Raw genomic sequence first — 22,966 nt, 5'->3', positions numbered from 1 at the left:
AAAAAAACAGTTAACACTGTACACATATACAGATCCCACTCCCGAGGGGCATCCAGCGAGGGCCGCAGACAGTGAGCAACGCCGAAAACCTTTTGCAAAACAAACAGTTAGCAAATCACACCAAACAGCAGCGGCTGCGCCAGCTGCTCGCGAGACCGGATATCTGGCGGGCCGCCAATGAACGCGGACACCGGCGCAACGGCATTGACAGTGGTTACGCCAGCCTGAACGCCCTGCTCTCCGGCCACGGCTGGCCCCGCGGCGCCACCACTGAGCTACTGATAGACCGGTCCGGCATCGGCGAGATTTCCCTGCTACTACCAGCAGTGGCGGAAATAACCCGGCAGGGGCAAATCGCAATACTGGTCAACCCACCCTTTATTCCCTACGCCCCCGCTCTGGCCAACGCCGGTATACAACTGGAAAAACTGCTGTTACTGCACCCCCGGGGGTGGAAAGAAGCGCTCTGGGCGATGGAGCAGGCCCTGCAATCGGGCTGTTGCGGCGCCCTGGTCAGCTGGCAGGGACACAGACCAACATCAGACAAAGACCTCCGCCGGCTGCAAGTCGCCGCCCGTGAAGGCGACTGTCTGCACTTCCACTTCCGTCCCCTATCCGCGGCAGCCAGCCCCTCCCCTGCCGGCCTGCGCCTGCAGCTGGGCGGCGACGGTGAGCAATTGACCGTACAGCTACGAAAACAGCTGGGCGGCCAAGCTGGCCAAAAACTACACCTGGCCCGCAGCGCCGATCTAATCCGTCGCGACCGTCCATTGCACTAAAGCCCAAACAACGGAAACAACCATGCTCTGGCTCTGTATCCAATTCCCCAAGCTTTCCCTAGAAGTGCTCACCCGCGCCCAGCACGACAGCGCCCAACCCCAGGCTGTGGTGGAACAACAGTTGATCGTGGAAGCCAACCGCCCCGCCACCGAACGGGGTGTGGAAACCGGCCTCAGCCTGGCCACTGCCTGCGCTCTCTGCGCAGACCTGCAACTACTGCAACGGGATATGCAGCGTGAGGAACGGCAACTTCGACAACTGGCCCAGTGGGGCTACAGCTTCACCCCCATCGTTTCCACCCAGCCCGCCGGCACCGTGAGCGCCGAAGGCGACCGCTTCGCCTGCCTCTACCTGGAAATCTCCGGCTGTCTCAAAGCCAACGGGGGCCTAAGGCCCCTGCTACAGCAGCTCAGGCGGGAGCTTCGCCAAATGCGCATCAGCCCCCTGATGGGATTGGGACACAGCCCCAGTGCCGCGCGCATGCTCAGCCAGTTGCCGGAGCACCGCCACTGGCTGCAGCAAACCCAAACGCCGCCCAGCCCCCAGCAATGGCGCCAGTGGATCAGCTTTTCCCCCAGCAAACTGCTCGACTGCGACAACAAAACCATTGCCAAACTCTACGCCTGCGGCATCAAGCGCATCAGCCAGCTCCTGGCTATCCCCCTGTCGGAAGTGGGCAACCGCTTCGGGCGCGGCTTCGTTGATTATCTGGCGCGCCTTAACGGAAGCCGCCACGACCCTCTGCCCTGCTATCAGCCACCAGCGGAATTTCACGGCGAACTCTTTTTCCCCAGCCCACTGGATAACAGCGAACAACTGTTGTTTCCCGCCGGGCGGCTGGTGCGCGAACTCTGCCAGCAGCTGCAGCGGCGCCAGCTCTACAGCCACCAACTGCGCTGGAAACTGGATTTCGGCCGACAAGGCTGTAAAGTTTTCAGTGTCGCAGTTTCCCGCCCCATGCTGGACCCACAACGTCTGATTGCACTGACCAAGCTGCAACTGGAGCGAATCCGGCTGGAGCAACCCACCCAGGCCCTGAGTCTCACCTGTGACCGGCTGCTGCCCCTGGAAGAAAACACACTCGACAGCGACCTCTTCGACGGGGAAAACCAGACACAGCGCAGCCACCAACTGCTGGACAAGCTGGTGGCCCGCCTCGGTCATGAAGCCCTGTCCGGGATCACACTTAAGGAAAGCTATCTACCGGAACAGGCCTGGGCCAGCGCCGACACCCTGGTGCTGCAAAGCCACCACAGTAGCAAGGGACACCGCCTGCAGCCCATTCAGGCCCCCCGCCCTGTCTGGCTGCTTCCCAGGCCCGACAAACTGCAAATGCGCGGACACAAACTTTTCTATCGCGGCGAAATCAAGCTGCTGCAAGGCCCGGAGCGCATTGATGGCTACTGGTGGCAACACAATCGCCACAGCCGCGATTACTACATAGCCCAGGGTGAGGATGGAGGGCTCTACTGGGTGTATCAGGATCTGAGCTCGGAGGATTGGTATCTGCACGGGATCTATTCCTGATCCCGTATCGGGAGGGGAGTGCGATCCCTGCCTGGTAACCTGACAATACACGAGTGACGCCCCATGCAGTACGCCGAGCTCTTTTGCCAAAGTAATTTCTCCTTCCTGCAGGGTGCCTCCCACCCACAGGAATTGATCCAAACCGCACATCAACTGGGCTACAAGGCCCTGGCCATCACCGACGAGTGCTCCCTGTCCGGAATCGTCCGCGCTTATAAAGCACTGGAAAAACTGAAAGCGGAGGGAGGCGATCTCAAACTGATCTGCGGCAGCTTCTTCCGCCTGCAGGAAGGCGGGCAGCTGACTCTCCTGGCCCCCGACAAAACCGCCTACAGTGAACTCTGCCAGTTGATATCCTCTTCTCGCCTGCGCGCAGAAAAAGGCCGCTATCAAACCCACCTCAAAGACCTTCTGGCAATATGCAAAAACACCATCGCCATCTGGCTGCCACAGAGATCGACACAAGAAATTCCCCCAGCACTGAAAAAACACTTCGGCAAGCGCCTCTACATCGCCATCAGCAACCACCTGCTGCCGCAACAAAACCAGCGTTGCGCGGAATTAGTTGCCTTCGCCAAACGGGAAGACCTGCCCCTGGTCGCCACCAATGCCGTACTGATGCATTGCCGCAGCCGCAAGCCCCTGCAGGACGTGCTCAATGCCAACTACCATAACTGCACCCTGGAGCAACTGGGCTACCGCATTGAGCAAAACGCCGAGCGCTATCTGCGCAGTCTGGAAGAAATTAAAGCGCTCTATCCCGCCCAGGCCATAAAAAATACCCTGGCCATTGCTGAGCGCTGTCATTTCAGCCTCGACGAACTGCGCTACCAATACCCCTCCGAAGTGCTGCCCACCGGCAAACAGGCCGGCACCTACCTGCGCGAACTGGTAGAAACCGGCAGAAAAGCGCGCTGGCCCCAGGGGCCCGAGCCACATATCGATGCACAGATCGAAAAAGAACTGGCCCTGATCGCCGAGCTGCAATACGAACACTACTTCCTAACCATCCACGACATCGTCCGGTACGCCCGCAGCCAACACATCCTCTACCAGGGGCGCGGCTCCGCCGCCAACTCGGTTGTCTGCTACTGCCTGTTTATCACTGAAATAGACCCGCACAAAATATCTCTGCTCTTCGAGCGCTTTATCTCCCGCGAGCGCAACGAACCGCCGGATATCGATGTGGACTTCGAGCACGAAAGGCGCGAGGAAATCATCCAATATATCTACCGCAAATACGGCCGCCACCGCGCCGGTCTGGCTGCGACAAAAATCACCTATCGCTTTAAAAGCGCCCTGCGCGATATCGGCAAAGCCCTGGGGCTCAGTGCCGCCACCATTGAACAGCTGATCGCAGAGCGCGCCTGGTGGGACAAGTTCGAAGACTTTCCCCAACAAATGCAGAAAGCCGGCATAGATCCCCATAGTACCGCGGGCAGAACCCTGCCCCTGCTACTGCAACAACTTCTCGGCTTCCCCCGCCACCTGTCCCAGCATGTGGGCGGATTCGTCATTACCGAGCAACCCCTGCACACCCTGGTACCTGTGGAAAATGCAGCCATGGAAGATCGCACCATCGTGCAATGGGACAAGGAAGATATAGAAGACTTAAAACTGATGAAGGTGGACATTCTCGCCCTGGGCATGCTCACCGCTCTGCGCAAATCCCTGGACTACATCGCCCTCTACGGCCCCCGTCTGCGCCTGCAGGACATTCCGCCCGAAGACAAAGCCACTTACGATATGATCTGCCGTGCCGATACCGTCGGCGTATTCCAGATAGAATCCCGCGCGCAAATGAGTATGCTGCCCAGACTGCGGCCAAGCAATTTTTACGAGCTCACAATAGAGGTTGCCATAGTCCGGCCCGGTCCTATCCAGGGCGGCATGGTGCACCCCTACCTAAAACGCAAACAGGGGCTGGAGCCCGTCACCTACCCTCACGAAAAACTGCGCCCGGTTCTCGAACGCACCCTCGGTGTTCCTATTTTCCAGGAACAAGTGATCCAGCTATCCATGATTGCCGCCGGCTTCAGTGGTGGCGAAGCGGATGAACTTCGCCGCGCCATGGCCAGCTGGAGCAGGAGTGGCAACCTGAACAAATTCAAGGGTCGTTTGATCCGCGGAATGCTCGCCAACGGCTACAAAGCAACTTTTGCCGAGCAGCTCTTCAATCAGATGAAAGGCTTCGGCGCCTACGGATTTCCCGAATCTCACTCCGCCAGCTTTGCTCTGCTGGCCTACTTCTCCGCCTGGATAAAACGCCATCATCCCGCCGCTTTCTACTGCGGTCTGCTCAACAGCCAGCCTATGGGCTTCTACGCCCCCGCCCAACTGATCTACGACGCCCAGCGCCACAACGTAAAAATTCTGCCCATAGACGCACTCTACAGCCACTGGCATCACAAACTGGAACTCGCCACACCATCACTGAATCAGCACAAGAGCCAACCCGAACCCCCAAAGCTCCGCCTGGGCATGCGCCTGATCAAAGGGGTCAATGAACAAAGCGCGATTGACCTGCTCCCCACTTTCTAGTCCACTTCAATCCTAGTAATGTTCATCACCAATGAGGACGATGAACATGAAGAAACGTTTTACTGAAGAACAGATTATCCCAATCTTGAAGGAAGCTGAGGCCGGTATCCCGGTGAAAGAGCTTTGCCGCAAGTACAGTATTTCGGATGCCACTTTTTACACCTGGCGTAAGAAGTATGGAGGTCTGGAGGTATCTGAGGCCCGGCGGCTCAAGGCCTTGGAACAGGAGAATGCCCGCCTTAAGAAGCTGCTGGCGGAGTCTCTATTGGATCAGGAAGCATTGAAGGCTGCCCTTAAGGGAAAGTACTAACCGTCGGCAACAAGCGCGAGGCCGTACAAATCATGCGGTCGGAAACGACTATCTCAGAACGTAGGGCCTGTTCGCTCGTCGGGTTATCTCGCGCGTCCATGCGATACCAGTCCAAAAAGGCTACAGAGTCTGAACTGGCTGAACGTATCAAGGAAATAGCACTCGAGCGACGGCGATTCGGCTACCGGCGAGTGCACCAGATGCTGCGTCGGGAAGGGCTGAAAGTGAACCATAAGAAGGTCTATCGGTTATATCACGAGGCGGGACTAGCCGTCCGCAAACGTAGGCGTCGCAAGGGCGTTATGGTTGAGCGACAGCCTCTATCGCTACCGGAAACCCCGAACCATACGTGGTCGATGGACTTCGTGATGGATGCTCTGGCCAATGGCCGTCGTATCAAGTGTCTGACCATTGTCGATGATTTCACCAAGGAGTGTCTCGATATTCAGGTAGCCAGCGGGATATCTGGAGAGCAGGTGGTGAGGAGTTTGGATGCCATAGCGGCCTTCCGTGGTTATCCCAAAGCCATCAGGACAGATCAAGGGCCGGAGTTTACCGGCAAAGCGCTTGATCAGTGGGCCTATCGCAACGGGGTTGAGCTAAAGTTGATCCAGCCAGGGAGGCCGACACAAAACGGATATATCGAGAGTTTCAACGGCAAATTTCGGGATGAATGTCTCAATGAGCACTGGTTTCGGGACTTGGCTCATGCTCGGGGGCTGATCAGCCAGTGGCGGCAAGACTACAACGAGCAGCGGCCACACTCATCGCTGGGCTATCAGACACCGGCGGAATTTGCAGCAGCGTTCAGGTCGCACAAAAAAGAATCTATCAACACGAACATTACTAACACGAGGTTGGATTAAAAATTGGGGGCAGGTCACGATAACCATCGTTACCGAACGCGCAAAGCGGGCCTTCACCTCCTTGAATGAATTCCGCACACGAACCCAACTGCCCCGGGAACAAGTCGCCGCCCTAGCAAGTGCCAACGCCTTCAACAGCCTGACAGAAAATCGCTACCTGGATACCTGGCAATCACTGCACCTGGAAATAGAAAATACCGATACCACAACACACAACCCCACCCACTCCGTGGAAGACAACACCTACAGCGACTACGCCAGCACAGGCCTCACCCTGCGCGAACACCCCATCGCCCTGCTCCGCCGCCGGAACCGCTTCCGCCAACACAGCAAGGCACAAGACCTAATCCACCACCGCAACGGCCAACACACCACCGTCATCGGCCTTGTCACCTGCCGCCAGAGACCCGGCAGCGCCTCGGGCGTGATATTCCTGACCCTGGAAGATGAGACCGGCGTGATCAATGTCGTACTTTGGGAGCAAGTACAACAGCGCTACCGGGCGGAAATAAAGCGGGGAAGTATTCTGGAGATCACTGGCAGGCTACAAATCGACAGCAGTCGCTGTACAGACGACAGTCCGGTGATTCACTTGGTTGGGCGGGAAGTTCGGTGTTTGGAGTGGGGGGAGGTTCAGGGGGTGAGGAGTTTTCAGTGATCTAAATACCCTCCCCCAGAAGATCGTCAAGATGACAGGGCTAAGGGCGGCTCCGCCAAAGAATGCAGCTTACTCAAGTTGCTACCGAAGCCTCCGAACACAGGATACATCCAATCCACAATTGGAACCTGACGCTATCATAGCGGGCGCCCCGTTTTTCGGCTTGCTCGGAGGGCTTGCTCGGAGGAATACATCAGTCTGTGAAGCTATTTGGCTGACACAGAATTTTGAACACCCTCTGAGGCTATTTGTCTACCACTGAATTTTGAATAGCCTCTAGCCTTTCCCCCATATTTCACCATGCCATGACAGGCTTAACCCAGAAAGCATGCAAATGAGTTACTCTCTTTTTCACAATGATTCGTTAATCCGATAAATAGTAAAACGATCCTGCCCTTGCGGCTTCATATTTCTCACAGGGGAAAGGAGCCTTTCATAATTTTCAACTCCGGAGTAACGCAGCAACATTAATACATTCAATCCCCAATCGGAAAAATACTCTACGGATTCTACTCTTAAGTACTCTGCAAGTTGACTATCCTTGATAGCCAAATATGCATTCCTATTTACAACGCCATCCAAATTAATCACTCTAATATTACGATTCGCATAATATCCTAGAGCGCCACTCTGCATTGCAGCTATCGTAGAACCATCAGGCAATTCGTTTATTATTTCTTGAGCCACTTCACCATAGCCACGAGCCCCCTCATCTCCAGCATATAAACTGGAATCAGGAGAAGATCTTAACGGCTTCAATAAAGTCAGATTAATCACAATAGCACATAACATCAAAAACAGAGATGCGTATCTAAACCAAGACACATTTTCTTTTCTTGAAAGCCATAAAAAAACAGCATTCCAGCTATAAGCCACACAAACGATCAAACACAAAAACAAAAAATGATAATACCGATCAAAAAACCAAAATGCAGATAAATAGAACGTATAAAACAGAAATAACAAAACACTTACGATAGCTGACATAGAAACTTCATCCAAACGTCGAAATTTAACAATCCTATAGGCAGAAACAGCTATCGCAAACAAAAAAAGCACAACATAGATTCGAACTGGAACGTCTAAAATCATGCTCACTGGTCGATTTAAAGCTAATAAACTTTTATCGACAGAAGAAGATAAAGTAAGGTGTAATTCTTGATGAAACCCAACAATCTGTTTAACAGCCATACCACTTTCAGGAATCACCGACCCAAAAGAAAAAAAGCAGTACAGCCACCATGGAGCAACCACACCCAATGCTGCCAACACTATAAAAACTGTCTTCTTAAAACCAAGAGTAAAAATACTCCAAACCCCAACTAAAAAAACAATAAAGCAATTATCTATACGAGACAATAAAGCAAGCCCAGAACAAATTCCCATAATGACCATATGCCACCATGGACTATCCTTGCGGACAACACCAACCAACAACAACAAGCTCAATGCAAAAAAAGAAGATAAAGATGTTTCGAGCCCATTGAAATTATTCTTCAACAAAACTGGCGATGACGTTACAAAAAGCATTGCTAAAGTGGCAACGATATAAGATTGCGTTATTCTCTTTATAAGAAAACCAATCAAACAGGTATTCACAACCCCAAATAAAGCACTTAATGCAATAGCAGCATAAACTGGTCCTGCCCCCTCCTCCAAAATCCAAAAAACGGGGACAAGAATAAAGGCAAATAATGGCTGAAAACCGGAGGTTAGAATTACTCCATCTGTTGAAGGTCCGCGTCCAAGTGCTAAATTCTTGGCAATCGAGAGTGTATAATAAGTATCATCTGGCAAAAAGGTTCTATCCAGATAAACCAAGTCCTGATATCCAATCGCAACATGCACAAGTACTGAAACAAAAAATGCCAGCAGCATCCATACTAAATGGGACTCTTGCACATTTAACGACCATCTTTTTTCAAAAACCAAGCCAGTAAACATTTGTTCTTTATCCGTCACCTAAAAGATTTACACTACATAAGCACACTGGAGCAAACATACCACCCAACAAATTTATTGGACCTTCCTAATGAGTAAAATGCTATAAACTGTATAATTCAGATTGAAAATTACAAACAGTAGCTTATCTCAAATAATAAACAAACATAACCTAATAAGCTCGAAAATTAGTAATTCTTACAGTTTACTCAAACAATACGAACAAACCTCCCCTTCTTCCATATCCATCCATTATTAGAAAACTTAATTAAAGGCATATCACCTTTTGTATCTCCATATGCGTATATCAAGGATGGACAGCGATCACTTAACCACTCCTTTACTCTCCTTAATTTTTCATCACCATAGCAATTTTTTCCTTTCAAATTTCCGCAAGTAACACCATCACTGGAAAAAACGAGGCTCGTACTTAATAAACCTGAAAAACCAAATGATCTAGCCCAGTACCTTAGATAAACATCGAGAGAGGCACTAACTAACACACAATCATGCCCTTGAGACTTATGCCACAAAAGGCGATCAATTCCCTCAGCACGAAGCATTTTCGGAATAACTTCAGAAGAAAATCTTTTTCCAAATTCATTTAACTCTTGCAAAGAATATCCAGAAAGAAAACTTTGCAACACAATCTCTTTAGCTACATCATTGCGTAAAACTCCAGCTATATAAGCAATAAGTACAGGCGACACCTTTGTTAACTTAATATAGAAAGAGGGTCTTCCAATAACAAACTTAAGAAAAGGTAACAATGTGTCACTTTTAGTTAAAGTTCCATCGAAGTCAAAAAATGCGACAGGGGTAGTATTCACAGAGACAACCGCTTAAATAAACCTTCAGGAATACATCGTATTAAAAGCATTATCCAACGCCAAAATCCTGGCAAATAAACACAGCTCTTCCCAGACTCCATAGCATTTACCAGTCCTTTAGAGATTTTCTCTGGTTTTGTCCAGAGAATACTGGATTTATCAAAACCTTCAGTCATAGGAGTATCCACGAATCCAGGCTTTATAGTTACGACGGATACACCATGTTTAGCAAGACGGTTTCGCAGCCCCTGCATGAAAATTGATACCATACCTTTTGCCGCACCATAGACATAATTGCTCTGTCGCCCTCGGTCTCCTGCAACTGAGCTAACTACAGCAATAACGCCTCTTTTTTGACTCTCAAATTTATTGGCTAATTCAGTAAGTAAACTAATCACACTGATGGCATTTACGTCTATTGCGTCGCGAGCCATAGAAAAAGAAGATTCACATCTTTTTTGGTCCGGTAATGTGCCATAACAAACAAGGGCTGCATCGATGCCCCCTAGAGTCTCCTCCGCTACTTTCAGTATCTGAGAGTGGCCTTCTGTATCCATCAAATCGGCCACATACCCTTCAATCCTCTGACTAGTTGAATTACGAATCTTAAGATCAGTTACAATTACTTCAAGCTTACCTTGGTCACGGCCAACACAAAACAAGGATGCTCCTCGGTCAATCAAATCTCTTGCAGCATGTTCTGCAATGGCCGAGGTCGCCCCAAAGATGACAACTTTTTTTAACTCATTCATTGAGTCACCCTACGCCAAAAACTCGACGAAAACTTCGGATCTATAAATTTCATAAAGCTCTCCCACTCGGGAAATCCGCATTGAAACATTTCTCCAGACATTCTTGAATCCTTAGCAGGATATAAGGCCCCGCCCGCCTCCTTTACAACAAAATCAAGTGAATCCAAAAGACGAAGGGTTCTTTCTCCGTGATTAGGAAAATCTAGCGCCAACGTTACTCCAGGTCTGGCAAATGAGAGCATCCCCAGAGAGGCTCTATTACCAAATGTTTTGAGCACCGCCAGAAAAGAACCCTGGCCATTTTTTGAAATAATTTCTAGAAGACTATCTATAGCCGCTTCAGCGCTTTCATGAGGCAAAACACATTGATACTGAAGAAACCCTTTACGACCATATATACGATTCCAATTTTTAATTTTATCTAATGGATAAAAATAAGGTATATAATGAGTCAATTTAGAGTTCGGCCTGTTTGGATTCCGGTAGTAAATTTCATTGAAAACGCGAACACTTAAATTATTGACAAGACTAATAGGGGGCGTGACAGGAATCCGCCATGAATTTTCCTTAAAACAAGGAAAAGCATCTTCCATTGAGGCATGACGAGCAGAAAAAAATATACCACGCCCTCTTTGTTTATTTTGAGCTAAACAGTCAACCCATGCTACAGTATAAGGCCACTCTGCCTCATACTGCTGATTTATTGACCAAAATTCTTTCAAGTTAGGAAAACTCTTCGATTCAACATGCATCCATGGGCTACGAATAGGCGCCAATTGAATTTCAACCCAGGTTACAAGACCCGTAAGCCCTAACCCACCAATAGTTGCGTGAAAATATTCTGAATTTTTACTTGGCGTACATTCTAATCTCTGGCCATCTGATCTCAATAATTCAAAACTTCGAATATGATGACCAAAAGTGCCTACAGAGTGATGATTTTTCCCGTGAACATCATTTGCCAGAGCTCCGCCGATAGTAACATATCGAGTTCCCGGAGTACTTGGCAAAAACCACCCTTTCGGCACTATTATTGAAAGTATTTCTTCTAACGTTACCCCCGATTCACAGCGCAAAATACCAGAATCAGAATCAAAATTGATAAAGCGATCTAAATAACGCGTCATCAATAAACAGCCATCTTGGTTTAAACATACATCTCCATAGCTGCGCCCATTTCCGTAAGCCAGCATAGAGCTTTCAGCGTTAGGTAAGTGAGCAAGTCTATTTGAGATGGCGTGTATTTGAGCCGCACAAAGACGGGGATAACGGTTCCAAGATAATAGTTGCTTGCTCATATCGTGGCTACCTGCTCATTTCTGCTACTATACAATGCAAACAAACCAATAAAAACGGCAAACCACAATGTTGCTAAACGAATAACGATAGTAGCTGCAACAGCATCATGCATGGGCATTCCCTTAAAAACCAACAGAGAAATCATCACGCCTTCAGCGCTCCCCAATCCTCCCGGCAAAAAACTAAAGGCGCCAACTAGCATTGAAATAGAATACACAAAAAATGAAAAATATAAGGGGACATCCACTCCCAACCACGTTAAAATCCAGTGAAACGCTAATGCTTCCGCGCCCCATGCAATAACACTAAGAAAAGTGGCGAAAAGTAGGACTTTAGGGCGATGGCACTCCCGCATGCTTAATAGCATATTTGCCGTGCTTCTCATCACTCTTGCCAACTTGCTTTTCCTACTTTCAGTCCAGCTTTTAATCCCCTGCAATACTTCGCGATTTGCTAAGCAAATTAATATAAAAACACATAAACCCACTCCAACATATACTAGATTTTGAAATTGCGGGTAATATGACAAACCAAGAAATGCAAGAAATATTATTGCAGTAAGGTCCGACACACGCTCACTTATAAAAGCAGCAAAAGTTTTAGAAAATTGAATACCATACCGACTCAACAAAAAACCACGAAATATTTCGCCAGCCTTGCCTGGGGTGGTTGTTAAAGCAAAGCCACTTAGATAGATTCTAAGACTTGCTTTCCAAGGCACTATACACTGCATATTGAGCAAATATTTCTGCCAGCGAACGAATCTAAGACTATAATTCACCAAGGAAAGACATAGAGCAACAAAGACACCCCACAGGCCTATAGAAACGAAGCCCTTCACTACATCTTGCCATCCGCTCCAGAGTGCAAAAAGCAAGTATCCAACAACCGCAATCAAAATTGATAAAATCAAAAAGTGCAGCTGCCTCTCATTAACTTTTTGCCCACCCATCACGCCAAAATCCCAAAGGTAACTCCAGCCCAAGCAAATACGGTTACAAGCATGTGCTTATCCGTTAGTAGGTCTTTAGCTGTATCCTGACCCTTTTTCCTAAAATGGAGTAAAAACAAATAGCGCAATATTCCATAAATAACGAAAGGCAATGTATACACTAAATTTTTAGTGTCATGTAACTCAATAGTTGAAGGAGCAACAGTATAGAGCCCATAACTCAGTATCGTGCAGGCTGCAGTGACCGCAATAAATTGATCCAACATTGCTGGATTATAATCATCCAATACTCGCCGCGTAAGAATACCATTGGTCCCAGCACCCTCCAAAACCAGTAGCTCAGCACGACGTTTAGAGAATCCAAGCAATAATGTCACCATTAACCCACAAAGCAACAACCACTGAGACGGCTCTATATAAAGACCAATAGTTCCGGACAAAATACGCAACATAAATCCAGATGAAATAATAAATACATCAAGAATGACTATATGTTTTAGCCTCCACGAATACAAAATATTAAGAAACAAGTACATTAAAACAAAGATCACAACCCAAAAACTAACAAGGGAAGAAAGAATAAGAGATAGTATAGTTAGCTCTATAAAAAGCCTTTTGGCCTGCGTCAGAGACACCGCACCACTTACGATTGGACGATTTCTTTTAACGGGGTGTTCACGGTCTGCTTCAATATCCACAATATCATTGAGAATATATACCGCACTAGCCATACAGCAAAAAGCAAAAAAAGCCCAAAATGCATGAAGCATGGTAACCAAAGACCACTGATGCGCAAAAAGCGGGCCGATAAAAACAAAGCTATTTTTTATATATTGATGCGGTCTAAGCAGCTTCCATACAGGAAGCATCCCCTTAAAAAAGAGAGGAATGCTTCGGCTCATTCGACTTTGGGCCCCGCCCGATACACTCAACTCTCTCATTTTAAGGAACTCCAGCCAACCTCATAAAATCTTTGACCTTTAGAAACAAGTATAAATGTATTCTCCACCATCCATAGTGATCTACAAAGTAGATCAATTCTGCAAAACAAGAAATTTATTAAATAACGTTAACCCTCCTTCTTCATTGAAGCATCAACAATTTCAGAAGAACATGAAGGATTTTCACTATCTGGCTCACACAATTGTGAAAAAAACTGTCTTCGAATTTCATACAGTTCAGCAACAGAGTCATCTATTATCAACTCTTCCGCTCTACGAAAAGCATTATCTGCTTCCTCCACCAACCCCAATCCATACAGTGATAATGCATGTAACAGATGCGCTGGAGGATAAGAAGGCTGATAAAAAAGCATTACTTCTGCGTCTTTCTTGGCTTGGGCAAATTGCTTCAAGCCAATACGTGACTCAGCTAAAACTCCATACGCAGATCTCACACTCCACATAGATAAGTACCGAGAATCAACCCCAAGGCTGTAATCCCCGGAAGCCAACTCCTCATCAGATAAAACTTCATGAGGCAAAAGCATTCTTGATTCGGATAGATAATTCTCTATAAGATTGATCGCCTCGTTAAAATTGTGCTTGCGAACTTCCAAGTAGCTAACTGCAACTTTTACGTTATTTGGAATTGATCCCATATCAACAATACTATTAACAGTTTCCTGTGCCAAATCAAGCTGCCCTTTACGTACAGCAGCAGAAATCAAACTAAACTGCACATACGGATCGCTTGGATTTTTATCAAATGCCCACTTCCATAAAATTATATTGTTTGACCATAGAGGCACTGTTACTTTTACATTAATCACACACAAACAGAGCAACGAACCAGCGAATAGGATGACAACATTTTTTTTGTCAGCATATTTGGTAATCAAATCACTCAAAATACGGGATATAAGTAACGCATAAAGCAAGAGTGGAACAGCCAGAAAGCGCTCATGACCTATATTCTCACCAATGGTTAGTGGGATAATATTCAGCACCGGCAATAGAGAAATTAGGTATGCCAACACGTAGGCCTTATATCTTTTGTACAATTGGCCTTTAAAAAAAATAAGAATTCCAGCAATAACCCAACCAACAGCCCCTCCCACATATTCAGCAGCTGAAAAAACAACTGGAAATCTGTGCATAGGGTTAATATCACTGAAAGGCCATACGGTCATTTTCAGATAGAAAAGAATTGCATTTCCAATATATGTGAGTTGATCGATAAAACTGTACGCGCTCCGAACATCATCCGTATGGTAAATGGAGCCATTGATGCCAGCACCTCTAACTATCAAATAAACGACTCCGGTAGCAACTAAAGCCGCACATAAGTTTTTATAGCTGTATGCAAACTTGCCCAGCTGCATATAAGAAAATCCATTTGGATTATTTGCTATCCAAAGAGCTAAAATAATGATAGCAGGCAGAGTTGCTACCATTTCCTTCGACAAGGCACCAAGAAAAAAAGCTGCACAGACCACGACCATTCGCCATATTCCACTTAGGGATATCGCCGCATATAGTGCAATCGATGAAAAGAATGCAGCCATTAGATCGAAACGGCCAGCAACCCAAGAGACTGGCTCTACCATCGCGGGGTGCAATCCGTAAAATGCACCACCTAATAGGCTGACAACAACACGGGAACGTTGAGGCAAATTCCTCATCAATGTCCATACACATAAGGCGATAATCAAAGTAGTCGCCAAGTGAAATATCAAATTAATCACATGTGACAAAGTAGCATCGACATCTACCAAGAGAAACTCAGCCATAAAAGTAAGCAGAGGGAGCGGCCGGAAGTAACTGGTTCCCGGTAAAATAGGCTGACTAATACTATCAATAATATTTTCGGGTGCCCGAAGCGCCGGCGAATCCACAAATAAAGAGATATCATCCCAAACGTATTGCAGCCCAAAAACTGCTGCGAACGAATACAATACGAGAAGCAGCAAAAGAGTATAGGGGATAAATATCTTTACACTTTTCATTTTAGATAATTGCCTGCACAAACTAAAAAGGGCCCAATATAGGGCCCTTTATAACACTATATAAAACTGTCACCGCATACTGGCAGCAATGACTCGGATGAAACTTGTCATCAGCGGCAGTTGCTCGGGCGAAATTTGTCATCCAGGGAGCCGCCTTTGCAGTCCCAAACAAGACTGGTAGTCGGGACTGTACCAGCACTCAGTGCACTACCACCAGCAGCCGGACTCAACGTAATAGTGCCATTACCTGCACTATTGCTGTAGGTAATAGTAATCACGCCGGTAGAGCCGTCAACAGCAACTGCATTAACAGCATCAGTAGAACCCGGTGGAGTCCAGCCCAAGTTCAGCGGGGAAGTACCGCTGACCGCGTTCTCAGCCACTGTGGCTTTAGCTGCAGAAGCCAGCGCTAAACCTTCTGTTACTTTCGCGCGAACCGTGTAATCCTGATAAGCCGGCAGCGCCACCGCAGCCAGAATGCCGATAATCGCAACCACGATCATCAATTCAATAAGAGTAAAACCCTGTTGCTTTTTCATTGTAACCGTCTCCATACAGACTTTTGGTTTGGTGAATCCCAATTGGGAGAGCATCCCGTGAGGAAGTCCCTGAACAAGATACAAGCTTTGTGCCAATTGTGGCAAGCGAGAAAATGGCCGGTGACGACATGAATGAGAGGTAAGTCACATCAATTTTATCGATTTGTCGAGCAACCTGAACAGGTGCTAACACACAAAACCCATTGCTGACAAAAAGTGTCAACTTGTGCCGAGCACGGCACCATAAGAAACCACCTCTAAAGCCAATGTCAGCAACCGCTTATTCCAAATGAAATCCATATGTCACTGGTGTTTGGCGCCAGCGGGTGATTTCGCTATATTGGCGAAACTGCGCAGCTTGCCCTTTGCTCGCCTTTCCCTAAAGTGCAAAGGTAAGACCACGCGCAAAGTGGATTAAAAAACAAACAAACATAACCCTGTTGGGGTAGCGTCCTCTATGAGTGTTAGCCAACTCTCGGGCCTGGCCAAGCGTTTGGTAGCCGACCAGGTTCTCGATGAAGCCACCGCGGTTTCCGCCACCAAGGCGGCCAAGCGGGAAAATCAGACCTTTGCCCAGCACGCGGTGGAGGCCAAACTGGTTAAGAGCCGGGATCTTGCCGGTATCGCCTCGCAGGCTTTTGGCTCACCGCTGTTCGATCTCTCAAGCTATAACTTTGATCTGATCCCCAGGGATATTGTTGACGAAAAACTGATCAGCAAACACTTTGCCCTACCCCTTTACAAGCGCGGAAACCGCTTGTTTGTAGCCGTCGCCGATCCCACCAATCTCGCCGGGCTGGACGAGATCAATTTCAATACAGGCCTCAATACTGAAGCGGTACTGGTCGAAGCGGACAAACTGGCCAAGGCCATCGACAGCTACCTGTCCGATGGCGGCGATATGGGGGCCGGCCTCGACGGTATGGATGACGAGGATCTGGATTCCCTAGATGTCGATGGTGCTGACGACGAGCGCAATGATGACGACAGCCTGGGAGGCGACGAAGCACCGGTTGTGCGTTTTGTTAACAAGGTGCTGCTAGACGCAATCCGCACTGGTGCCTCGGATATCCACTTCGAACCCTACGAAAAAAGCTACCGGGTGCGCTTCCGTACCGACGGGGTGCTGCACGAGGTGGCCAAACCGCCGATCCAGCTGGCAACTCGCCTGGCCGCGCGTCTAAAGGTGATGTCCAAGATGGATATCTCCGAACGGCGGGTGCCCCAAGACGGCCGTATTAAGATGAAGCTGTCCAAAACCAAAGCTATTGACTTCCGGGTTAACAGCCTGCCGACGCTTTGGGGAGAAAAAATCGTTCTGCGGATTCTCGATCCCTCCTCCGCAAAACTCGGTATCGACGCCCTCGGTTACGAGGACGACCAGAAAAAGCTCTATCTGGACGCGCTGGCCCAGCCCCAGGGCATGATTCTGGTGACCGGTCCCACCGGCTCCGGCAAAACGGTATCCCTGTATACGGGTCTCAATATCCTCAATACACCCGAGCGGAATATCTCCACGGCGGAAGACCCGGTGGAAATCAATCTGGAGGGCATCAACCAGGTCAACGTCTCTGCCAAGGTGGGATTGAACTTTGCCGAGGCGCTGCGCTCCTTCCTCCGCCAGGACCCGGATATCGTTATGGTGGGGGAGATCCGTGACCTGGAAACCGCGGAAATCGCAATCAAGGCCGCGCAGACGGGCCACTTGGTGCTCTCCACCCTGCACACCAATTCGGCACCGGAAACCCTGACGCGCTTGATGAATATGGGGGTTCCCTCTTTCAATATCGCAACCTCCGTCAGTCTCATCATCGCCCAGCGTCTGGCGCGACGGCTGTGCAGCGAGTGCAAGAAGCCTATCGACCTCCCACAAGAAGTACTGAAGCAAGAGGGGTTCGACGCGGTCACCATCGACCGCAAGGAGTGGACCATCTACCAGCCCGTGGGCTGCGAGCACTGCAGCAAGGGCTATAAGGGGCGCGTGGGGGTCTATGAAGTGGTTCGCATCACCGAGGGGATCTCCAGAATTATAATGGAGGGCGGCAACTCTATTCAGATTGCCGACCAGGCGCGCAAGGAAGGCTTTAACAATCTGCGCACCTCCGCATTACGCAAGGTGGTAATGGGAATTACCAGTCTGGAGGAGGCAAACCGGGTAACCAAAGATTAAAAAACCATTGATCACTGGTCTCCGGCAAAAAACCAATTTATAGCGAAACAATAAAAGACAGGATAAACCATGGCCAACGCCGCAGCGGTCACCTACGTCTACAAGGGTGTGGACAGTAAAGGCAACAAGGTCGAGGGAGAGATCAACGGCACCAGCCCTGCGCTGATCAAGGCGCAGCTGCGCAAGCAGGGCATTATAGCCAACCGGGTGCAGAAAAAGCCCAAGCCCTTATTTGGCGGCAAGAAAAAAGTCAAACCTGAAGATATCGCGCTGTTCACACGGCAGATGGCCACCATGATGAAGGCCGGGGTGCCACTGGTACAGAGCTTCGAAATCGTCGCCGACGGCCTGGACAATCAGGGCGTTAAGGAACTGATTTTTAAAATCCGCGACGACGTGGCCTCCGGTACCGCCTTTGCCGATGCCCTGCGCAAGCACCCGCTCTATTTCGACGATCTCTTCTGCAACCTGGTGGCCTCCGGTGAGCAGTCCGGCGCCCTGGAAACCATGCTGGACCGCATCGCCACCTATAAAGAAAAAACCGAATCCCTGAAGAAAAAAATCAAAAAGGCGATGACCTACCCGATTGCGGTAATCGTTGTCGCCATTGTGGTTACCTCTATTCTGCTGATCAAGGTAGTACCCCAGTTCGCCGAAACCTTCTCCAGCTTTGGCGCCGACCTGCCGGCATTTACCCAAATGGTAGTGGGTATGTCTGAGTGGATGCAGGCCAACTGGTTTATTGCCCTGATTTGTGCAGTAATCGGGATCGGGGGTACCCTTGAAGCCAAAAAGCGCAACAAAAAAGTGGCCGATTTCTTTGACCGGTTAATCCTCAAAATGCCAATTCTCGGCCAGATTACCTATAACTCCATCGCCGCCCGTTTCGCCCGTACGCTGTCCACCACTTTCGCCGCGGGTGTTCCCTTGATCGATGCCCTAAAGTCCGTTGCTGGCGCCACCGGCAATGTGATTTATGAGGACGCCACCCTTAAAATCCGCGATTCTGTGGCCACCGGTATTCCGCTCAACGGCGCCATGCGCGCTTCCAACCTCTACCCCACCATGCTGGTACAGATGGCCGCGATTGGTGAAGAGTCTGGCGCCCTGGACGAAATGCTGGGCAAGGCCGCGGACTTTTACGAGGAGGCCGTGGACAATATGGTGGATAATCTGACAACCCTGCTGGAACCGATGATTATGGCGGTGCTGGGTATTCTGGTCGGCGGCCTGATGGTGGCTATGTATCTGCCGATCTTCCAACTGGGTCAGGTTGTATAAAAGCAATGCTAGAAACACTGGTTTCTCACCAAGCGCTGCTCCTCGGCAGCGCTTTTGTTTTGGGCCTATTAGTGGGCAGCTTTCTAAACGTGGTTATTTACCGCCTGCCCATCATGATGGAGCGGGAATACAAGCGGGATTTCCACAGCTATTTCGGCACCAATCCCGATCCGGCAGAGCAAAAAATACTGGACGAACCCTTTAACCTTATACTGCCCTACTCCCACTGCCCCAGTTGCGGCGCCGAGGTCAAACCTTGGCACAATGTACCGCTGATTAGCTTTCTACTCCTGAAAGGCAGGTGCAGCCATTGCGGTACCCCCATCTCCAAGCGCTATCCGCTGGTGGAGCTGGTTACAGGGCTGTTGACCGCGCTGGTCGTGTGGCAATTGGGCTTTACCTGGCAGGCGCTGGCGGGCTGTGGTTTTACCTGGGCACTGGTGGCTCTAACGGGAATAGACTTCGACAAGCAACTGCTGCCGGACAGTATCACCCTGCCGCTGCTGTGGACGGGATTACTGGTTAATCTCTGGGGACTGTTCACTCCCCTTAGTGATGCGGTGATAGGGGCCATGGCTGGCTATCTCTCTCTTTGGGCTGTGTTCCACCTGTTTAAGCTGGTAACCGGCAAGGAGGGAATGGGGGCGGGGGATTTCAAAATCCTGGCAGCCATCGGCGCCTGGTTCGGGTGGCAGATGTTGCCGATGGTCATCCTGCTGTCCGCCGGTGTTGGCGCCCTGGCCGGATTGAGCTGGAGTCTGATCGCGGGGCGGGACAAAAACCTGCCCATCGCCTTTGGCCCCTATCTGGCCGGTGCCGGCTGGATAGCGATGCTGTGGGGGGAGCGGATTGTAAACTGGTATCTGAATTTCTCAGGACTCGGGTCATAGCCGCGGATAGGGCTCCCGCAAAAAGGGCGAACCAGTGGTTCGCCCTTTTTACTTGTGGTCTGCGGATGAAAGCGAACAAAATGCAGATACTAATACTTGGCTTGGGACACAAACCATCAGCAAGAGGGAATGGAAGCAGTGTTCACTGTGGGATTGACGGGCGGCATCGGCAGCGGAAAGTCAGCAGCGGCGGGCTGTTTTCGAGCGCTGGGCGTCAACGTAGTCGACGCGGATTGGGCGGCGCGGGTAGTGGTACAACCTGGTCAGCCAGCACTGGAAAAAATCGCCGGGCACTTTGGCGCCGGTATCTTGCTGGACAGTGGTGAACTTGACAGAGCCAAGCTTCGCCAGCGGATTTTTGAAGACAGTGACGAACGGCGGTGGCTGGAGAATTTATTGCATCCCCTGATCCGCGAGGAAATATTGCGGGCGCTGCAAAACGGCACTGGCCCCTATGGGATTCTGGAATCCCCGCTATTGATCGAGTCCGGGCAATATAAACTGGTGAACAGAATCTGTGTAGTCGACCTACCCGAAGAATTGCAGGTCCAACGGGCCAGTGAACGCGACCGCAATGACCCGGCGCAAATCCGCAAGATTATGGCGGCCCAGCTGTCCCGCAACGAGCGGCTGGCGAAAGCGGACGATGTACTGGACAATAGCGGCCCTCCGGAGAAGCTGAAGACACAGGTTGAATCACTGCACCGGAAGTATCTACAAATGGCCCAAGCACAGCGTTGAAGCAAATTATGACAAAAGAGACCACCAGCCTCAGCTGCCCCACCTGCAAGAAACCAATTGAGTGGAGCGACCGATTTCCATTCCGCCCTTTCTGCTGCGAACGCTGCAAACTGATCGATCTTGGAGAGTGGGCCTCGGAGGGGCATCGGATTCCGGGGGAACCGGCCTTTGACGATGTATTGAGCGGAGAGCTGGAACAACCAGGCACCCGCCATTAAGGAATCTGTACGGGGCGCTTATCCGGCCTCAAAGTGTCTCTTCCCCCAAGGAGTGCATTTCCTTGGCACTGCGGCACAATCGCAGGAGGCGCTCAGCAGCAGTTTTCGGCCTCCCGGATGGCTTGAATAATCCCCTGGTTCGCGTCGGGAAACTGATAACTATTGAGGTCCACCACTTCGACCCAAGTGGTCTGCTGGCCCTCCAGACCTTTTGCCTCGCCTCTGAATTCCGTCACCCACCAGGTATCCAGCAATACGGTTTTTTCCGCATAAGTGTGGCGGATTTTCGTCAGCGGACTTAACCCTGTCACTTCAATCGCCACTTCTTCCCGCAGCTCCCGGGTCAGAGCTTGCTGGACTGTCTCCCCCGCTTCCACTTTACCTCCGGGGAACTCCCAGCGCCCCCCCATATGCAAGTGTTCCGGGCGGCGAGCGATCAGGATTTTGCCGTCCTTCCGCCGCACCACTCCCACTGCGACATGTACCACCTTACCCATCAAGTACGGTACTCCGCATTGATGGTGACATACTCGTGGGAAAAGTCGCAGGTCCAGATATGCTCGCTGAAATCCCCACGCCCCAAATCAACAGTAATGGTGAACTCCGGTTTCGAGAAAACCTGCTGACCGTCTTCTTCCCTGTAGCCAGCGGCAAGGCCGCCGGACGCCACCACCTGAACCTGATCCAGGTAGATATTGACCCTGGAAGTATCCAAGCCCTCAACGCCGGCCTTGCCGACCGCCATAACCAGCCGGCCCCAATTGGGGTCCGAAGCGTACAGTGCAGTTTTGACCAGTGGCGATTCACCAATAGCAAAGGCGACTTTCAGTGCTTCCTCACTGCTATTCGCCCCGCGTACCTGCACTGTGACAAATTTACTCGCGCCTTCTCCATCGCGGACGATGGCCTGGGCCAGTTCAATATGCACTTCCACGACTGCCGCCTTCAGACGCTGGTAATCCGCACTGTTGGCATCGCTCAACAGAGGTCCCGTGGTACCACTGGCAATCAGTACACAAGCGTCGTTGGTGGAAGTGTCACCGTCGATGCTAATGCGGTTGAAGGATTCGCCCACCGCTTCACCGATCAGCTGGTCCAGCAGGGGCTGTGGGATACGCGCGTCCGTTGCCACATAGGCGAGCATGGTGGCCATATTGGGCTTGATCATGCCTGCACCCTTGGCGATGCCCTGAATCCGGATCTGTTCACCGGCAATATCGACAGTGCGGAAGGCGATTTTGGGCCGGGTATCCGTGGTCATAATGGCGCGCGCGGCTTTGTCCCAGCCCGCACCCTCAAGTTGATCTGCCGCAACGGGAACCGCCTCCAAAATTTTCTGCAAAGGCAGATGCTCGCCAATGACACCAGTACTAAATGGCAACACCTGCTCCGCTCTGATGTTGAGCGCTGTGGCCACCGCCGCGCAACAGGCGCGGGCGTCACTGATGCCGCGCGCACCTGTTGCGGCATTGGCATTGCCAGCGTTGACCAACAGCGCCCTGATATCGCCGCTGCCAATATGTTCCTTGGCCACAACGACCGGAGCCGCGCAAAAGGCGTTTTGGGTAAAAGTGGCGGAGACGGAAGCACCTTCATTGATCTCAATCAGCAACAGGTCATCCCGCTGCCAATTTTTCATACCGGCAGCCACACTGGCCAGGCGAATGCCGGGAACTTGAGGCAAATGGTCTTGGAGCATTGATGCGATTCACGAAATGGGCAAA

At 50.2% G+C, this 22,966-nt stretch carries 20 protein-coding genes; 10 read left to right on the top strand and 10 right to left on the bottom strand.

Annotation, left to right across the window (positions count from 1 at the left end; translation table 11 throughout):
- The first annotated feature begins 71 nt into the window (after window positions 1–71).
- The 5 genes from imuA (at window position 72) to A3224_RS05330 (ending at window position 6,682) form a co-directional block, all read left to right on the top strand.
- Window positions 72–779, top strand: coding sequence for a translesion DNA synthesis-associated protein ImuA (gene imuA / locus A3224_RS05355; protein WP_067152307.1), 708 nt, complete (start codon window positions 72–74; stop codon window positions 777–779).
- Between the two features lie 22 nt (window positions 780–801).
- Complete coding sequence (locus A3224_RS05350; protein ID WP_067152305.1) at window positions 802–2,307, top strand: Y-family DNA polymerase; 1,506 nt, start codon at window positions 802–804, stop codon at window positions 2,305–2,307.
- A gap of 63 nt (window positions 2,308–2,370) precedes the next feature.
- Entirely contained in the window at window positions 2,371–4,848 is a 2,478-nt protein-coding gene (locus A3224_RS05345) for an error-prone DNA polymerase (RefSeq protein ID WP_082817394.1), read from the top strand.
- A 46-nt stretch (window positions 4,849–4,894) separates the two neighbouring features.
- Window positions 4,895–6,024, top strand: a protein-coding gene (locus tag A3224_RS05335) for an IS3 family transposase (RefSeq protein WP_407939252.1) whose coding sequence is annotated in 2 segments (ribosomal slippage) — window positions 4,895–5,153 and window positions 5,153–6,024 — 1,131 coding nt in all. Because the reading frame shifts where the segments join, the coding sequence is not laid out codon by codon here.
- Complete coding sequence (locus A3224_RS05330) at window positions 5,954–6,682, top strand: OB-fold nucleic acid binding domain-containing protein (protein WP_082817393.1); 729 nt, start codon at window positions 5,954–5,956, stop codon at window positions 6,680–6,682. Before A3224_RS05335 ends, A3224_RS05330 begins: the two co-directional genes overlap by 71 nt.
- A 351-nt stretch (window positions 6,683–7,033) precedes the next feature.
- On the opposite strand, the gene A3224_RS16805 is transcribed toward A3224_RS05330, so the two are convergent.
- From A3224_RS16805 to A3224_RS05305, 8 genes are all read right to left on the bottom strand, one after another.
- Window positions 7,034–8,644: a phospholipid carrier-dependent glycosyltransferase gene (locus A3224_RS16805; protein ID WP_156481428.1), complete on the bottom strand. Its 1,611-nt coding sequence runs from the start codon at window positions 8,642–8,644 to the stop codon at window positions 7,034–7,036.
- 188 nt (window positions 8,645–8,832) lie between these two features.
- Complete coding sequence (locus A3224_RS16455) at window positions 8,833–9,453, bottom strand: HAD-IB family hydrolase (protein ID WP_074900636.1); 621 nt, start codon at window positions 9,451–9,453, stop codon at window positions 8,833–8,835.
- Window positions 9,450–10,205, bottom strand: coding sequence for an SDR family oxidoreductase (locus A3224_RS05325; RefSeq protein ID WP_067152301.1), 756 nt, complete (start codon window positions 10,203–10,205; stop codon window positions 9,450–9,452). The genes A3224_RS16455 and A3224_RS05325 overlap by 4 nt, the downstream gene beginning before the upstream one ends.
- On the bottom strand, window positions 10,202–11,503 hold the full coding sequence (locus A3224_RS16450) for an FAD-binding oxidoreductase (protein WP_082817392.1): 1,302 nt from the start codon (window positions 11,501–11,503) through the stop codon (window positions 10,202–10,204). The genes A3224_RS05325 and A3224_RS16450 overlap by 4 nt, the downstream gene beginning before the upstream one ends.
- Window positions 11,500–12,456: a lysylphosphatidylglycerol synthase transmembrane domain-containing protein gene (locus tag A3224_RS05320; protein WP_067152299.1), complete on the bottom strand. Its 957-nt coding sequence runs from the start codon at window positions 12,454–12,456 to the stop codon at window positions 11,500–11,502. Before A3224_RS05320 ends, A3224_RS16450 begins: the two co-directional genes overlap by 4 nt.
- Window positions 12,456–13,397: a decaprenyl-phosphate phosphoribosyltransferase gene (locus A3224_RS05315; RefSeq protein ID WP_197463058.1), complete on the bottom strand. Its 942-nt coding sequence runs from the start codon at window positions 13,395–13,397 to the stop codon at window positions 12,456–12,458. Before A3224_RS05315 ends, A3224_RS05320 begins: the two co-directional genes overlap by 1 nt.
- A 128-nt stretch (window positions 13,398–13,525) precedes the next feature.
- On the bottom strand, window positions 13,526–15,403 hold the full coding sequence (locus A3224_RS05310) for a tetratricopeptide repeat protein (protein WP_067152297.1): 1,878 nt from the start codon (window positions 15,401–15,403) through the stop codon (window positions 13,526–13,528).
- A 110-nt stretch (window positions 15,404–15,513) separates the two neighbouring features.
- Window positions 15,514–15,942: a pilin gene (locus A3224_RS05305; protein WP_067157510.1), complete on the bottom strand. Its 429-nt coding sequence runs from the start codon at window positions 15,940–15,942 to the stop codon at window positions 15,514–15,516.
- A 457-nt stretch (window positions 15,943–16,399) separates the two neighbouring features.
- On the opposite strand from A3224_RS05305, the gene pilB reads away from it, so the two are divergent.
- The 5 genes from pilB to yacG all read left to right on the top strand — a co-directional run bounded on the left by pilB (window position 16,400) and on the right by yacG (window position 21,242).
- A complete protein-coding gene (gene pilB / locus A3224_RS05300) occupies window positions 16,400–18,112 on the top strand; it encodes a type IV-A pilus assembly ATPase PilB (RefSeq protein ID WP_067152294.1) in 1,713 nt (570 codons plus the stop codon).
- A gap of 69 nt (window positions 18,113–18,181) precedes the next feature.
- Complete coding sequence (locus A3224_RS05295) at window positions 18,182–19,393, top strand: type II secretion system F family protein (RefSeq protein WP_067152291.1); 1,212 nt, start codon at window positions 18,182–18,184, stop codon at window positions 19,391–19,393.
- A gap of 5 nt (window positions 19,394–19,398) precedes the next feature.
- Window positions 19,399–20,283 carry a prepilin peptidase gene (locus A3224_RS05290; RefSeq protein WP_067152289.1) on the top strand — a complete coding sequence of 295 codons (885 nt, stop codon included), beginning with the start codon at window positions 19,399–19,401 and terminating at the stop codon, window positions 20,281–20,283.
- Between the two features lie 129 nt (window positions 20,284–20,412).
- On the top strand, window positions 20,413–21,024 hold the full coding sequence (gene coaE, locus A3224_RS05285) for a dephospho-CoA kinase (protein WP_067152287.1): 612 nt from the start codon (window positions 20,413–20,415) through the stop codon (window positions 21,022–21,024).
- Window positions 21,025–21,032: 8 nt separating this feature from the next.
- Window positions 21,033–21,242: a DNA gyrase inhibitor YacG gene (gene yacG, locus A3224_RS05280; RefSeq protein WP_067157507.1), complete on the top strand. Its 210-nt coding sequence runs from the start codon at window positions 21,033–21,035 to the stop codon at window positions 21,240–21,242.
- A gap of 92 nt (window positions 21,243–21,334) precedes the next feature.
- On the opposite strand, the gene mutT is transcribed toward yacG, so the two are convergent.
- Both mutT and argJ read right to left on the bottom strand, forming a co-directional pair.
- The gene (gene mutT, locus A3224_RS05275; protein ID WP_067152285.1) at window positions 21,335–21,739 is read right to left on the bottom strand and encodes an 8-oxo-dGTP diphosphatase MutT; all 405 of its coding nucleotides are present in this window, start codon (window positions 21,737–21,739) and stop codon (window positions 21,335–21,337) included.
- Window positions 21,739–22,941 carry a bifunctional glutamate N-acetyltransferase/amino-acid acetyltransferase ArgJ gene (gene argJ / locus A3224_RS05270; RefSeq protein WP_067152283.1) on the bottom strand — a complete coding sequence of 401 codons (1,203 nt, stop codon included), beginning with the start codon at window positions 22,939–22,941 and terminating at the stop codon, window positions 21,739–21,741. The genes mutT and argJ overlap by 1 nt, the downstream gene beginning before the upstream one ends.
- Between the last annotated feature and the right edge of the window lie 25 nt (window positions 22,942–22,966).

The organism is Microbulbifer thermotolerans, assembly GCF_001617625.1.
GTDB classification, from domain to species: domain Bacteria; phylum Pseudomonadota; class Gammaproteobacteria; order Pseudomonadales; family Cellvibrionaceae; genus Microbulbifer; species Microbulbifer thermotolerans.
The sequence above is the reverse complement of the archived record's forward strand: the minus strand, read 5'-3'. Positions and strand labels throughout refer to the sequence as shown.